A 16,162-nucleotide genomic window follows, 5' to 3' on the forward strand; every position below is an offset into this window, starting at 1 on the left:
GTCAATCAGCCTAGCATTTAAAACCTGACAAAAGCTGAACGTCAAAGTCGTTTGACTTTTGACTTACTTATCAGATGTACTAGTTTCAGGATAACCATTAAAAGTTGAGTTTTCGGGGTAAGGCGGGCAATATTTTGTCAATGGTCATTAGTCAATGGTCATTAGTCATTTGACATTTATCTTCCTTGTCTTCCTGATCTTCCTTCCGTGTCAGCGCGTCCCTAGTCAATCGTCAAGAAATTCTCAACTCTTGACTATTGTACGGGCAGGTTTAACCGACATCTGTTTTTTCGAGAGTCAATATCTCACAAAACCCGCCCCTCCTGACTATGGACTTATGACAACCCTAACCCTGATTTATTGAGTCAGTTGCTTAAGTCTTAAAATTAAATCTACCTGAGGGTTGCACTACATCTTGATGTCAACAACAGTCAAGACCTCCTGCCAAGGATACCTCAAAAGGTTATGAATTGCGAACTTTTGTTTATGGAGAAGTGTGAAAGCGATAATCAACATCTAGTATTGGCAATAATGCAATAGACAGATGTAGAAAAACTGATTCTTCCCCAAGACAGACCTCAAGAATACTCTGTCCGCTTTTTGTCTGTTGGCTAACAGCACCAGAAAAATCCTCATTAATTTTTGTCTCCTCACAATCAAGCAAATCTTCGATGAACTCACCTGTCAAAACTAGTAGTCTAAAGAAAGCGGAATTTTGAGAAAAGCACTGCTACAATCCTCATCACCCCCATCAAGCACCAGAAAAATCCTCACCGTTTTTTACTTCCTGGAGCTAGGAGATTTAAATAAAAATTTACCAGCAAATTTAATTCTAAATAAAACAACAATTTTGCTATTATTAGTCCATGCTAGTATTTAATATAAAATTACGCAGTAACCAAACCAGTATCAATAGCCGTACAAGCGCGGCTACTACTGCTTTGTTGATTTCGTAATGTAGAGACAAGAAATTTTACGTCTCTACTAGCAGGGCAAAAGGGTGTATGCCTGTATGACCATAATCAAATCTCATGCTGTCTGAAGCCCAAGAGTAATATTAGGGTAAACCCTATAACTCAAAGGCAACATAGACAAGCACTGACAGTGGAAGATCTGCAATTTATTGGTCTCTTGGACTTATTTGCAGTAGAACCCACATAATTTGTAAAGGTGGCTTAAAGTTACACCGCTACATTAGCGCCAAAAGAAAAAATAATTTCATTTTCGTTGGCGAATCATGGTTAAAAGTGACGTAAAATCACCAAAATTGACCCATGCGATCGCATGAACTCTAATCTTTTGTGGGTAACCATAATAGAGGCGCTTGGGCTTACCCATAGCAGCAGGAATTTACCCACAGATTAGTGACCAGAGTAGCTCTGTGCAGATGCTAAAAGGCTAAATGCTGGTACAAGATGAGATCGTTTATTAGTTTGGAGAAAGTAAGGAAATTTTGAGCATAATGACTGAAACTGCAACCGCACCATTAACCGGAAAAGCATTGCTTGCTAAAGTAAAAGAGCTTTCCAATTTACCACGTCGAGAACGAGCAAAGCAGTGCGGCTATTACACGGTCACCAAGAATAATCAAGTTCGTGTCAATCTCACCGATTTTTATGACGCATTGCTATCGGCTAGAGGAATTCCTCTGAGTCCAGAAGCACCCAAAGATGGCCGGGGTCGCGAACCGACATATCGAGTTAGCGTCCATCAAAATGGTCAAATTGTGATTGGTGCTACATACACCAAAGCAATGGGCTTAAAGCCAGGTGATGAATTTGAAATTAGGTTGGGATACAAGCATATTCACTTGATTCAACTTGGTGAAGCTGACAAAAAATTAACTGCGTCAGATTTAGACGTTGACGAAGTAGACGATGAAGATCTAGAAGACGAAGAGTAATACTAAATAGGCAAACACTTCTTCACAATTGGTGAAAGTTAGTCAAAATTGCGCAAAGCAAGACTAACTTTAGAAAAAGTTAGTGAACTTTAGTTACGTAATAACTCAAAGTTTCTGACTACCTGACTAGCATTTGGCACTTGTAGGGTGAGATCACCCGCAGTTACGCTTGTTAACCAGAAAGAGCCAACACGCTAGATTGAAGCAAGAAGGATAACCTATCAAGTGTTCTTTAGTTGAATGACTAGCTTGAAACAAGTTTAGTCAATTTCTGTATAGCAGTAAGTTGTGTTTTTGATAGGGATAGGTTGAAAGCTCATGCTCAATCACTTATCTCTACGAATACAACAAACTGGCGACTGTCCTTGGATAATTTGTCGCATCCCAAAAATACGATTAGACCTCTTGCAGAAGTCACTAAATCTAGTAGAGTCTTGATTAATAAGCAAGAAATCTATTGTTGCAAGAAGTTAGTCGTGTTTTTTGTGCCTATTTTGATCACATTCCTGAAGCCATCAGCCGACACCTTACTGGTATTTCTCAAAGATGCACCAGTATTAGTTGTAGTGATGGCTTTTTTTATCGTTTGGGTATTGTGCTGGTTACCGATAGCAGTAGTAATAGCGATCGCACTTAAATGGCAACCTCATAAAACTTTACAACCAGAGCAAAAGTTACCCTTATTAATACCTCTCTACCTATTAGCACCGTTGATTTTATGGGGAATGAGTCGGTTAGGGTTGAGATCCTTTGCTGATTACGGCTTTATTGGTGAGATTTCAATTTTGAGTTCTTTACTTCTAGGCTTTAGCTTGGGAGTGATTAGCTTAGCTGTTGTGTTTGCTTTGCAATTCTTGCTAGGTTGGTGCCAATGGCAAGAACAGAATCACAAGCTAGTCCTAGCCAACTTGCTACCAATTCCATTGATAGCTTTATTAGTAGGTGCTATAGAAGAGTTAATTTTTCGGGGTTTCTTATTCACTGAGTTAAATCGAGAATATCCAATTTGGTTAGCCGCTGTAATTTCTAGCTTGATTTTTGCCCTGCTGCACCTAGTTTGGGAACAACGCGAAACTATTCCCCAACTTCCCGGACTGTGGCTGATGGGGATGGTACTTGTACTGGCGAGGTTTGCCGATCGCGGTAATTTGGGTATAGCTTGGGGATTACACGCCGGATGGATATGGGCGATCGCTACTTTAGACACAGCCGAACTAATTACTTACACAGGTAAAGCTTCGGAATGGTTTACAGGTAAGAACAAAAAACCCCTAGCTGGTGTAGCCGGAATTGTCTGTGTGCTTTTGGCTGGGGCGATTCTCTGGTTATTTTCTGGCTGGAGGAATGTTAATTACTGAGTAATTGTTAGCGAGTGAAGGTGAGAACTGCGATCGCTAGTCATGGATGCTTACAGCCACAAAATCCATCAGTATAATAACGTAGCAGTTTATTGTTATCCTGTATTTTTTGACAAGTGTGCCAGCAACGAAAATACAGGATATTACTGAAATCTAATCAATTAGAAATAAATTACTTAATTTCCCTGAGGATTGGTCTTGGTGTCTTCAGTTACAATAGGCTTGTTTTCTTACTAGGTAAATATTAAATAATCTTCGCTCGTGACAGTTTGGTGGAGAAAATTTGGCTGGAAATATTTTTGGATTGTATCTTTATATCTCAATATTTTTATCTAAGCCTGCGCCCTTGAGCATTAAGGCTAACTGAACTTTATTGATTGATATCGAGATTATTTATAAAATGTTAAATACTTATATTAAAATTATTAAATTAATTAAATATTTTAGGTATACATAATGCTTAATAAAATTAAAAGTTTATTACCTCAAAACTGGAAACGTTTACTAAAGCCTAAAATTGAATATTGGCTCGATACAATCTCGACCGAGTATCATTTTCACTTTCGACGGCAGAAAATTCAATCAGAATTAAATTTGATTCGTCGTCTGCCTAGAAATCTTCATCTTGAAGGTACTAATATTTGTAATGCCAAGTGTACTTTCTGCGCCTATCCACAAATGGAAAGAGCAAAAGAAACGATGCCAATGCAAGACTTTCAGCGCATTATAGATGAATATGTGGCAATGGGCGGTCAATATGTCTCCCTAACACCTATAGTTGGCGATCCTTTTGTAGATCGCCACCTATTTGATAGACTTAATTATTTAGATAAACTTCCAGGAATTAAAGGCTTCTACTTCTACACAAATGCGATTTTAATGAAGCCACAAATTAGTGAAAAGCTGCTTGCTTATGGTGATAAATTAAATATTTATGTGTCTTGGGGAGGATTTGACCGAGAGACTTACAAAACAATCATGGGCGTGGATCAATTTAATCTAGTAAGCCAAAATATTGAAGCATTTGTAGAGAAAAAGTTAAAATTATGCTCCTCAACTGTTTTAACGATCGCCTTACGTTGTCCACCAGCAAAATGGACTGGTGATGTATGGGAAAAGTTTAATCATTGGCAAAGTCAAAAACTAATTAAAATTGACTTTATTACTGCTTATGATAGTTGGGCGGGAAAGGTAAAAGATGAGGATCTCAAGCAAGTCGGGCTAGAACCAGTAATTATGCCTTACAAGCGAGGTGCTTGTGAACTGTTATATATGAAGCCAATCATCCTCGCTAATGGTAAAGTTAATGCCTGTGCTTGTCGTGATGTGGAAGCAGAATTAGTTATCGGCGACCTTAAAGAATCGACACTAGCAGAAATCTGGGCGGGTAAAGGTATTGAGGAAATAATTCAACGTCACGAAAGGGGTGATTTTCCAGATGTCTGTCAGCGTTGTACTTGGTACATCAGTATTTACAACCTCCGCAAACGGAATACCCGCATTTCTAAAACGGTGCAGCATTGGAGTGAAGATTAATCTGATTTGCTGATAATGTCTGATTGTAGCCATATTTCTCGCTTCAATTCTCAGCGATCATTAAGAAAAGTGAATTATTCTTTTGGTTCAGGGTAGGGAAATCCGAATCTCAGTATGGGGGAAACAATGCTGAAAAAAGAAGCGATCGCCTAAGCTATACCATTAAAATCCTAATTGATATCATGCCCTCCGACATTCTCTGGATTTATCTGGGAAGCCGAGGGGTGAGGTGTATTTGCTATATTCATCATTTAGATCCTTGCATTGAAGATTACCAAACATGTTAGAACAAGGAACCATCAGTATTCATACTGAGAATATATTCCCGATTATCAAAAAGTCTCTTTACTCCGACCATCAAATCTTTTTGCGGGAACTGGTATCGAACGCTGTAGACGCTATCCAAAAGCTGAAAATGGTATCCCGCGCTGGGGACTATGCGGGAGAGATTGGCGAACCAGAAATTGAAATTGCCATAGACAAAAGCAAAAAAACCCTCTCTATCTCCGATAATGGCATCGGCATGACAGCAGAGGAAGTGAAGAAATATATCAATCAGGTTGCTTTCTCTAGTGCCGAAGAATTCATTCACAAGTATCAAGGTAAATCAGACCAACCAATCATCGGTCACTTCGGTCTTGGCTTCTACTCCTCCTTCATGGTGGCGCAAAAAGTCGAAATCGATACCTTTTCCTACCAAGAAGGGGCGCAGGCAGTACACTGGAGTTGTGATGGTTCGCCAGAGTTCACCTTAAATGAATCATCTCGTACAACTCGTGGTACTACGATTACCCTGACTCTGCAAGCAGAAGAAGAAGAGTATTTAGAATCATCACGAATCAAAAATCTTGTTAAGACTTATTGCGACTTCATGCCAGTACCCATCAAACTGGAAGGTGAAGTATTAAACAAGCAAAAAGCACCTTGGCGAGAATCTCCTAGTAACCTCAGCAAAGAAGAATATTTAGAGTTCTACCGCTATCTCTATCCGTTTCAGGAAGAACCACTACTTTGGGTGCATTTAAATACAGATTATCCCTTCATTATTAATGGGATTTTGTATTTCCCCAAAATGAGACCCGATGTTGATGTCACTAAAGGGCAAATTAAGCTATTTTGCAATCAAGTGTTTGTCAGCGACAACTGTGAAGAAATTATCCCACAGTTTCTCATGCCCATGCGCGGGGTAATTGATAGCGCCGATATTCCGCTGAACGTATCCCGGAGTGCATTGCAAGGCGATCGCACTGTGCGCAAAATCGGCGATTATATTGCTAAGAAGGTAGGCGATCGGCTCAAAGAACTTTACCGCGACAACCGCGAACAATACATTAGTACTTGGAAAGACCTGGGCACTTTTGTGAAATTTGGTGTTCTCAACGATGAGAAATTCAAAAAACAAGTCGAAGACATCATCATCTTCCGCACCACCGCCAAAATTGCTCAAAAAGCTGCCGAAACTCCCGCAGTTGAAGTCCAGTCTTCCGAAGGCGATGTTTGGCAAGATGTCACCCCAACTGCACCCAGCACAGAAAATTTAGCAACTAGTATTCCTTACACCACACTCAAAGAGTACTTAGAACGTAACAAAGAACGCCACGAAAACAAAGTTTTCTACTGTACCGATGAAGCAACACAAGCAACATACGTAGAATTACATAAAAACCAAGGTTTAGAAGTCCTATTTATGGACTCCTTCATCGATACCCATTTCATCAACTTCCTGGAACGGGAATATAACGATGTCAAATTTACCCGGGTAGATTCCGACTTGGATAATACCCTGTTGGATCAAGATAAATCCGGGGAAATCGTAGACCCCACAACCAACAAAACAAAGAGTGAGGTCATCAAAGAGTTATTTGAGAAAGCCCTCAACAAACCCAAGGTTAATATCCGTACCGAAGCTTTAAAATCAGATAATCCCCAAGGAACTCCACCAGCAATGGTATTGCTACCAGAGATTCTGCGTCGCCTGCGGGAAATGAACGCCATGATGCAGCAGCAAACCACAGAGTTTCCTGAAGACCATATTTTGCTAGTCAATACCGCACATCCGCTGATTCAAAATTTGGCGAATCTCAGTCAAGGTAGCATCATTCAAGGTGATGGGTTGTCTCCCACCGCGCAATTAGTGAACATGATTTGCCAACACGTCTACGATTTAGCACTGATGTCACAAAAAGGATTTGACGGTGAAGGAATGAAATCCTTTGTGGAACGTTCAAATGACGTACTTACCAAGCTTACACAACAAGTAAGTAACTAAACCGCCTATCATCCGGCATCCTGTATTAGGGGAAGACCAAAAAATAAATCATCCCAAATTGTAGGGGCGGGGTTACCCATTGGTGTCAACTTAAGTCAAAACGCTTATTCCACAGGCATTTTACCCCACCCCTCAATCCCCTCCCCGTTTACGGGGAGGGGAGGTTTTGCGCCAGCAAAACTGGGGTGGGGTAACGCGGATCTTGATGGTAGGTGATTTAATTCAAAATTAAGTCTTGATAAGGGTTTCACGTTAAGTTGACACCAATGGGGGTTACCCCGCCCCTACGAGTTATACCATTGGTAAATTTATGATTGGGATGTTTTTTGATTTGTCAGTCCCCGCTCCTAATCTTCACCCCAAACCTCTTAGAATAGAAAGGTTGTATTGAAATAGCAATCTGGAGAAACTCCCTATGTCTCGTCGCTGTGAACTTACAGGTAAAAAAGCAAATAACGCCTTTGCAATTTCCCATTCCCACCGCCGTACCAAACGCCTTCAGCAAGCCAACTTGCAAACCAAGCGCGTTTGGTGGCCAAGTGGAAATCGCTGGGTAAAACTCAAGCTATCCACCAAAGCAATTAAAACCTTGGAAGTTAAAGGTCTAGAAGCAATGGCTAAAGAAGCTGGGATTAACCTAAATCATTATTAATCAGCATTTCCCGCAAAAGCGCTATATAAGTACTTAAACATAATTAGTTATACAATGTCATTGCGAATAGAGCGTACTCCTTCGGTTTCACCCAAAGCTTTACGCTCGCAATGACTGTAAAGATTTTTGTTTAGGTACTTAATACCAATTTGAAAAAAGAATGCGACATCTAGGTAGGGGCACAACAATGTTGTGCCCTTACTAATAATTTATGTGTCGCCAACATTATTTGAATTGGTATAACCATGTTTTGTCACTCCGGGAAAAGAAAAATCAAAGCCAAATTTTGAACTGTAGATAGAACAGGCATTTGAGCGTTTATTTTCTAACACAATGGCTGAAATTATGTTTTCTTAGTAAAAGTCTTATGCTGTAAGCATTCCAGATTATTCTCCGCCGAAAGTGATAAAAGAGGCATAAGCTTAAGACAAGCTCTTAGCTATTAGCCGTTAAAACAAAGTCAGCCAAAACCCTTTGTGGATATGGTCTTTGACTGATAACCCTAGTTCTTAGGTTTAACCTAAATTTGCAAACACTCACTTTGCCACCTCTCCACTTGGGGAGGTTTTAAATTCTTTAAAATCATTTTGCGACTGCTTGATATATTTCCTTTATCAAATGGGTAATATAAGCTTACTCTGCTGACAACATCTTCATGAAGTTGCCTGCGGGCAAATTAAATTTATGCAAAGCTAATGTAAATTTACGGTGTCATTGCCTATAAATAATAATGAATTAAATAATTTTCTAAAAATCAGTATTTCCCGAATAAAATTGAAAACGCAGCCATGATATAACTCAGAACAAATCGTATTTTTATGTGCTGTGTTTTTGGGTATTCCCAAGTCAGTTAATAGCTAAGTAAGTAGAAAATTTAATTTAATCTATGGGTATACTCAGCAGGCATGACTGCAAATAACACAAACCTTTTCAAAACCGTAATGAAATACTTGACAGGAAAGCAACCATGTCTACCAAACGCCATCTATTCAAGGCAGCTAAAAAATCATTCAATCGCCTGCTCAGGCAGTATTTGACCGCATTTAAAAAATTCATTATTTGGCTGCTTAGATCTATTTTCCCTACCAGGAGAAGGCGCGGCTCTGTGAATGCCGGTTTTGTCTTGCCAACAGTAGCAATGGTCGCACTTGTAGTGGTGCTACTTACCACTGCAATTTTATTTCGCTCTTTTGATAGAGCTAAAAATGCTAGTAATGTCAGAGTCAATGAAGCTGTTCTCAACGCTGCAACTCCGGCAATTGATCGCGCTAGAGCGAAATTAAATAAGCTATTTCAAGACAAAACTTTACCACGAGCTACACCGACTGATGATGCATTGTACACCGCTCTGACTGCGACAGATACTACAACAGGCTTAGATAAAATCAAGGATTATACATTTGGTGATGAAACTCCGCTAAAGCTGCTTTCTGGGACAGACGAATTAAGAACAGCATGGAGATTTCCTGTTGATACTGATAACAACGGGAAATTTGATAGCTATATACTTTATGGAATTTACTTTCAAACACCCCCTGTTGCTAGTGGAAGTACTAATCAATATAGCCGTGCCAGAACTCCTTTAGAAGCCAGAACTCCGCCGATGGCAGAAGTAAATTTAAATGAAAATTGTGGTGCTGGCACAAGTGCGCTTTTAGTGGGTAATACTGGTTGGGTAAAACAAAATAATAAGTTAAAGAAAGCCTTTTTTGTCTACACGGCCACTGTTCCTATTACTAGTACACCTACAGATACAACTAATTATGAACGCTATCAAGGAAATCTGGGCTTTTCTGCTATAGAGTATCAGCAAGATAGGGTGCAGTTACCACCCAATAATAATGCTGTAGTTTATGAAGATGACTTAGCAGTTTCTGTAGGTAGTACAGTCCTAAATTTAAATGGGAGAATTTTTACCAATAGTAACTTTATTGCATCTGCACTTAACACAGATGGACAAGTTCGCTTCTATCAAGTTAGTAGTCCAGCATCCTGTTTTTATGAAGCTGATAACTCCAAAATTATAGTCGGAGGCAATACAGCTCTTGGTATTCTTGGAAAAGATGATGAGGGTTCAGCTAAAGTTGATTTATTTATCAAAAGACCCTCTAAGGGTGAGACATGGGCTGTATCAAAATACGTATCCACTGAAAAGGATTTGGTTAAATCAGTAAAGGCAACAACCACTGAATTGTCATACAATAATCTGGCTTATGAAAAGCGCATTAATAAATTAGTTACTGCCCAGATTACTAACGATTCTACAGGTGATAAAGACCCATCAGAAGTTAAAGAAGGCATTGCCAGCTATAAGAAAAAGCTCAATTTATCAAGTTATACCACTGAAGAAGACGCAAAAATTCGCCGTAAACAACTAGAGATTTACTTTAGAAAACGTACCCGCCGTGTACCCTTTAAAGAAGTTGCTTTTGGTGATGAACAGACAAACGTAGATGCTGTAACTACTCCGCTACAAGATAAGGATACAGAGAATTTACGTCCCACAGATCCGTGGATTTATCCGATTAATCCCACTACAAACGCAAGCAATACGGGATTTGAACTAAATACCACTAGTTCTAGCCTTGCGCCCACAGCAACTGAACCGAAGACAGTCAAAGATAATAATGGCAAAGAAGATTTGTTAGGCGATCGCGTTTTGGTTGGTAACAATTTACCTCAGCTATGGTGGGAGAAAACCGAAAAACGATTTTTTGGGCCAAATCCTGATGAAACCCAAGATGTTAAAGCTAAGGACGGTACTGTTATCAAGTGGGATGCTCCCTCAGCTACAACTATAACTCGTACCCGTCGCACTTTAGTAGAGACATTGGCTGATGTGGGGTCAACAGACCGAGATGGAGACTGGGAATTAGCAGCAGCCCAAAAACCAGTAGATTCTACCGAACCAGTAGGCGGCTTGCGAGTTATTACTGGTGCAGGTATTTATTTACGTAAAAACGATATAGCTACCACTGACTTAACCTCTGCTGACACAACCATTTGGCCGGATACAAAACCAGTTCCGCAAGCAGGACTACCGTCTACACTACCCAAAGACGCAAGTAACAATGTAGTAAAAACTATCAAGCCATATTGGATGTATGATTACGTTGCTACAAATGGTTACAAATTCTCTGACATTACATATACATGGCCTGGTCTGGATGATACCAATACCACCACACCATACTTAAAGATGCGGGCTACGGCAGTTTATCACTACAACTCTGATAAATACGACCAAACAGCACCGAAACCAATAGCTTGTGTTAGTAGTTTTTATGTTCCTACTAATAGCACTACAGCGAAAAACCAACCGACATACAATAGTAATACACTGCCTTGGAATACTGGCACTGGTGGGCTATCCAACAACGGTATAGTGTATGGGACTGCTACTAAAACAGAGACTGATTACAAAACACTCCTCACCTATCAATCCAAATTAAAGTATCCCAATGGACGTTTGATAGATGATGGACTATTAGCAAGAGCTTTATCAAAAACAAAAGATCGTACTTTATCAGAGCAGTCTGCTATTGATTCGCAGCTTTGCGCCCTACAAATTCTATTTGACTCAACTTTCAAGCCTTTAACTACAACTCAAGCAAATGCGCTAATTCCTCACGGTGCAATCAAAGAAACAGCCTTTTTAGATGGAAGGCAGGTGAAGCAAAATAGCAAAACTGCATTAGACACAACTTACAATTTACCACTGGAAGACCGCCAACCTCTGGAAATTCGCGCTACTGTACTAGATATAGACCTGCTGCGTAAAACATCAATTACAGGTTCATCTCCAGCAGATTACTTATTACCAAATAGCGGCATTATTTACGCAACTCGTGATGATGCACTGCCTGATATGAGTGCAGATTTAGCTGCTAGTAAGACACAACCTACAGAGGCAGGAAAGCTAGAAAGCCCTGTGGATTATAAGCTAGACCACACTCGCCGCCCGAATGCAATCATGCTGATCAATGGTGCGGAAATATGGCGGGAAGAAAATTATCGAGATGAAGAAAAAGGGTTGATTTTAGCGACTAATTTACCTGCGTATATTAAGGGTGATTTTAATAAACACACCCAAGAAGAGTTCACAGATATTTCAATCGCAGAAAATTGGGATAAATTCTACGATCGCCAAACGCTCAACGCCAACTTTGCCTGTCGCCCAAATGACCCAAGGTTGAAAGCTACTTGTACTACAGGTGATAAATGGCGACCTGCAACTGTGCTATCAGATGCTGTTAGCCTGATATCCGCTAATTTCAAAGAAGGTTACCGCGACGAGGGCGACTATGACTGGAATGATAGCTATACTGCTCCAGCTACAGTACCTACTGGGTTCTCAAAATTCAATAGCTTTGTGCCACTAGCTCAATGGGCTGATAGCAATGGTATACCCAACTATTTTAGTTCTTACCTGAACAACTTTGTTACACCAATTGCTCTTAGAACAATACCAGGGTCATATTTGACTGAAGCTTGCGTTGTACCCACAGGGCAAAACGAAGCCACTTATTGTAACAACCAGAATAACTGGAGGATTCAAGTAGGAAACTCTTGTAATGACGTAGGAAACAAGACAACTAGTAGTTATTTGCATGAGAATATTATTGGAGACAACGCAAATATAACTCCTGTAGTCAGTAATAGAATCAAAACTGGCTTTGTATTCCAATCGTTCGATGACGTGAAAAAGAACGATAACGGAAATGGTAACTGCTTTGCTGGATCAAATGTTATCCGGCGACTTGCTCTTGTACGCGATCTAAATGGTAAAGTACTTGACCCTCTTCAAGTTTTAGCTGTTGATAAGAACGATAAAGTAGCAAGATTCAAGCTAGGAGACAAGAAATCAGTCGATAATGTTGATTTGCAACCACCACCAGGTAACAATTACTCCATGCCTTGGTTGAAGCCTACTATCAGCAGTGGTCAAATAACTGGTTTGGAACTTGTTTTACAAATTAAACAACCATTAGCTGTTAATCCCCTATCTCCAGATAACACTAATGATATCAACCCTAAACCAAGACCAGGTCAACACAACAATTGGTTACAAATCGCTCAAGATACTACTTTTAACTTCATCGCAGCTACAGGAGACACCCCAGCGCGGAATACCGAAGATAACGGTGGTTTAGGCAACTTTGTGCGCTTCATGGAAAACTGGAATCCAACCGATGGACCGACAGCAGCGATTAAAGCCAGAATTAACGGTGCTTTCATGCAAGTGAAAAAGAGTGCCTATGCTACTGCACCATACGCCACTTCTTTAGATTCTAGTTTGCTCTATAAGATTGCACTTAACAGTGGTAGATCTTCTGGTTATCTTCCACCTACAAGACAGTGGGGTTATGATGTTGGGCTGCTGTCTCAGTCTCCTGACTTGTTTGCCCAAAAATTGGTGTTGACACCACCTGATTTGCCAAATGAATACTTCCGAGAAGTTGGTCGAGATGACAAATGGGTAAAAACTTTGTTGTGCGCCAAAACAACTGAAACTGGTACTCCTTACGCAATAGAAGACGCAAAACAACGCTCTAGCGACTGCAAATCATAAGAGACTGAAAATTTCAACAATACCCAATTTGTAGGGGCAATTAATGAATTGCCCCTACCGTAAATCAAAACTTTCACATTATTTCTGCTTAAGTCCTGTTATTTTTAGATACTGCCTAAAATCTCAGAAGCTGGTGATAAAAAATGATTCAGCGCAAACAACCGCAAACAACTCCCCTTAGTGATGATTCTGGTTTTACTATCGTTGAGTCGCTGATGGCAATAGTTGTAGTTTCTATTTTACTAGCGGCGATCGCTCCCGTCTTGATCATGTCAACATCAACCCGTGTTCAAGCTAGACGGGTGGAACTGGCGACTCGCGTTGCCAAGACATTCATTGATGGTGTTAAAACTGGATCAATTACAGCGCCAACCAAAACTATTACACTTGAAGCGCCAACTACGGCTAAGCCCAGAACCCTTGCAGATAATTTGGTTGACACGACAAAAATGCCTGTTCCCACAAAGGATGATACAGATTTGTATTGCTTTAAAAACAATACTATTAGTGTCACTAGTACGACAAATTGTCAAGAAAATAATTTTGATCAATTTTATATTCAGGCTGCACAAATTAAAGTTAAGGATAGCTCAAGCGATGATGGTTATCGTTTAGCAATTCGGGTATATAGGTCAGATATTGATTTCAGTAAATCTTTATTAGCTAGTACAAGTACTTCAACTAAACAAAAAACTTTTACTGGCGGATTAGGTAGCAAACAAGCTCCATTAGTAGAAATGACTACTGATATTAACAATGTTAGTACAACATTTCAGGCTTTATGTCAGCGTTTTGGCCCTGCCTCAGGTAAAACCTGTCAATAAAATACTGGAAAAATTGACAGCATTGCTGAAGATGAGTATGAAATTCAAAAAAATCATATAGCATTTCTCCGTTAAGTGAGGTAAAACAACCCCTATCCCCAGAGGGGGACCCGAGTCCCCCAACCCCCTCAGAGCAAGCGATGAGGGGGCGATGATGTACCTGAAGTGATTAGGAAACGCTATATATCCAACTTTTATTTTTTGCACTAGGAGTGTCTGTGGGTGAGGCTAATGCCTATTTTCACTCAGCAATGCCAAATTTACAGTGCGATCGCTGTGTATCTATCAGTAAAGGAAAGACCAGATTATGATAAGGGCACTAAAATTTATACTCAGGAGCCGGATGAAATGCTCTCGAGTAATTGAGCAAGAAGGTGGTTTTACCCTAATTGAATTGTTGGTAGCCTTGCTGATCTCATTTCTTGTCATTACCCCTTTGCTCGGATTCATGATCAACGTCATGAATACAGATCGACAGGAGCAAGCTAAGGCAAATTCTGAGCAAGAACTTCAAGCTGCACTAGATTATATTAACCGCGATTTACAACAGGCAGTTTACATTTATGACGCTACAGGAATTGATAAGATTAAGGCTCAGTTACCTGACAAAGACGCTACAGATAAAGTCCCTGTGCTAGTTTTTTGGAAGCGGGAATTAGTTAGTGCGGTAATCGAAGCTGAAGACAAAACAAAAGATGACTCTTTTGTTTACTCATTAGTTGCCTATTATTTAATCAAAGATACTAGCTCCACTTGGTCTAAAGCTGCTCGGATCGCTAGATGGCAACTTAGGGATGGTGTGTCAGCTACAAGTGGTGTAGATTGTACTGGATATACTGGCAAGTATATCAGCGGTAATTGTCCTGATACAGGTTTTGCCCCATTTAAACTCGATGGTTCGGGCAGTTTAGAGAAAAAGATGAATGAATGGACAAAAGCCACAACAGCTTATGACTTGACAAAAACACCTTTTCGAGTACTTGTTGATTTTATTGATCAAACAACAACTGGAGCGCCAACGGCAACTTGTCCTCCTGACTCCACAAGTCCTGCGATTACATGGTCGAAAGTAACACCTACTAGCTTTAATACTATTGATACTGGTAAAATGACGGGCTTCTATGCCTGTATTGATAGAGCTAATACAACGGCGCAGGTAATATTACGAGGTAATGCACTTGCCCGAACCGAAACTGACAGCAGTAGAATTAACTACGCTGATGGGAAAAAGACTTATTTTCCGACTACAAGCTTAAGAGTACAAGGGCGGGGTTACTTGTTTAAGTAAATGCTGCAAATCAGAGGATTAAGCAATGGCTGCTGATTACGAAAGGGAAAGGTTGAGTGGGAAATTATTGCACCCACACAGCAGGAATAGAAAAAGTATACAGCGATATTTGGGATCTCGATACACTCAGCAGAATACTGGCTTTACCTTGATGGAAGTGCTTGTAGTGGTAGTGATGATCGGAATTCTATCAGCGATCGCGGCTCCTAGCTGGCTGGCATTTGTCAAACGCCAAGGAGTCAATAAAGCTAGCGATGTTATTGTAACGGCGCTACAAGAAGCCCAGCGACAAGCTAAAATCAAAAAAACTAGTTACAGTGTCAGTTTTAAAAGTAACAGCAACATTCCTCAATTTGCGGTTTATCCGGTTGGTGTCACACCAACTTGGCGTAATTTAGCTAGAGATTTAGGAATTGACTCTAAGCAAATCTTAATGGGTACAAATCTCAGTGCGGAAAACACTGCTGGTACTTCCGTATCCTATAACTCGAGTACGCAAGTAACTATTACCTTTGACTACATGGGAACTTTGCCAAATGCCAACTTTGGTACTATACCATCAGGATCAACAGAAGCACCTGGTTTAAAAATAGTAGTAGCTACACCTAAGACAGGAAGTACTACACTGGCTAGTGGTTATAAACGATGCGTGATTGTGAAAACTCTCTTAGGCTCAACGCTAACTGCGAAAGATAAGGATTGCGATTAAATTAACTGAGTTTTTTGCTAAAAATTATAATAAAACCCGTATAAACACGGT

The 16,162-nt window shown here is 40.1% G+C and carries 9 protein-coding genes; all 9 read left to right on the top strand.

Annotated features, from left to right (window positions below; translation table 11 throughout):
- The first annotated feature begins 1,462 nt into the window (after positions 1–1,462).
- The 9 genes from AACU32_RS36395 to AACU32_RS36435 all read left to right on the top strand — a co-directional run bounded on the left by AACU32_RS36395 (position 1,463) and on the right by AACU32_RS36435 (position 16,111).
- Positions 1,463–1,903 carry an AbrB family transcriptional regulator gene (locus AACU32_RS36395; protein WP_096607113.1) on the top strand — a complete coding sequence of 147 codons (441 nt, stop codon included), beginning with the start codon at positions 1,463–1,465 and terminating at the stop codon, positions 1,901–1,903.
- 476 nt (positions 1,904–2,379) lie between these two features.
- Entirely contained in the window at positions 2,380–3,261 is an 882-nt protein-coding gene (locus AACU32_RS36400) for a CPBP family intramembrane glutamic endopeptidase (protein WP_339378570.1), read from the top strand.
- Positions 3,262–3,717: 456 nt separating this feature from the next.
- Positions 3,718–4,797: a radical SAM/SPASM domain-containing protein gene (locus tag AACU32_RS36405; RefSeq protein WP_096607114.1), complete on the top strand. Its 1,080-nt coding sequence runs from the start codon at positions 3,718–3,720 to the stop codon at positions 4,795–4,797.
- 280 nt (positions 4,798–5,077) lie between these two features.
- A complete protein-coding gene (gene htpG, locus AACU32_RS36410) occupies positions 5,078–7,066 on the top strand; it encodes a molecular chaperone HtpG (RefSeq protein WP_096607115.1) in 1,989 nt (662 codons plus the stop codon).
- A gap of 415 nt (positions 7,067–7,481) precedes the next feature.
- Entirely contained in the window at positions 7,482–7,718 is a 237-nt protein-coding gene (gene rpmB, locus AACU32_RS36415) for a 50S ribosomal protein L28 (protein WP_096607116.1), read from the top strand.
- A gap of 967 nt (positions 7,719–8,685) precedes the next feature.
- Entirely contained in the window at positions 8,686–13,290 is a 4,605-nt protein-coding gene (gene hpsA / locus AACU32_RS36420) for a hormogonium polysaccharide biosynthesis protein HpsA (protein WP_096607117.1), read from the top strand.
- Between the two features lie 143 nt (positions 13,291–13,433).
- Positions 13,434–14,114: a hormogonium polysaccharide secretion pseudopilin HpsB gene (gene hpsB / locus AACU32_RS36425; RefSeq protein ID WP_096607118.1), complete on the top strand. Its 681-nt coding sequence runs from the start codon at positions 13,434–13,436 to the stop codon at positions 14,112–14,114.
- A 307-nt stretch (positions 14,115–14,421) separates the two neighbouring features.
- Entirely contained in the window at positions 14,422–15,402 is a 981-nt protein-coding gene (hpsC, locus tag AACU32_RS36430; RefSeq protein WP_339378571.1) for a hormogonium polysaccharide secretion pseudopilin HpsC, read from the top strand.
- Between the two features lie 25 nt (positions 15,403–15,427).
- Complete coding sequence (locus AACU32_RS36435) at positions 15,428–16,111, top strand: pilus assembly FimT family protein (RefSeq protein WP_096607119.1); 684 nt, start codon at positions 15,428–15,430, stop codon at positions 16,109–16,111.
- The last annotated feature ends 51 nt before the right edge of the window (positions 16,112–16,162 follow it).

This window comes from Calothrix sp. NIES-2100, from assembly GCF_963875285.1.
In the GTDB taxonomy this organism is placed as follows: Bacteria; Cyanobacteriota; Cyanobacteriia; order Cyanobacteriales; family Nostocaceae; genus Aulosira.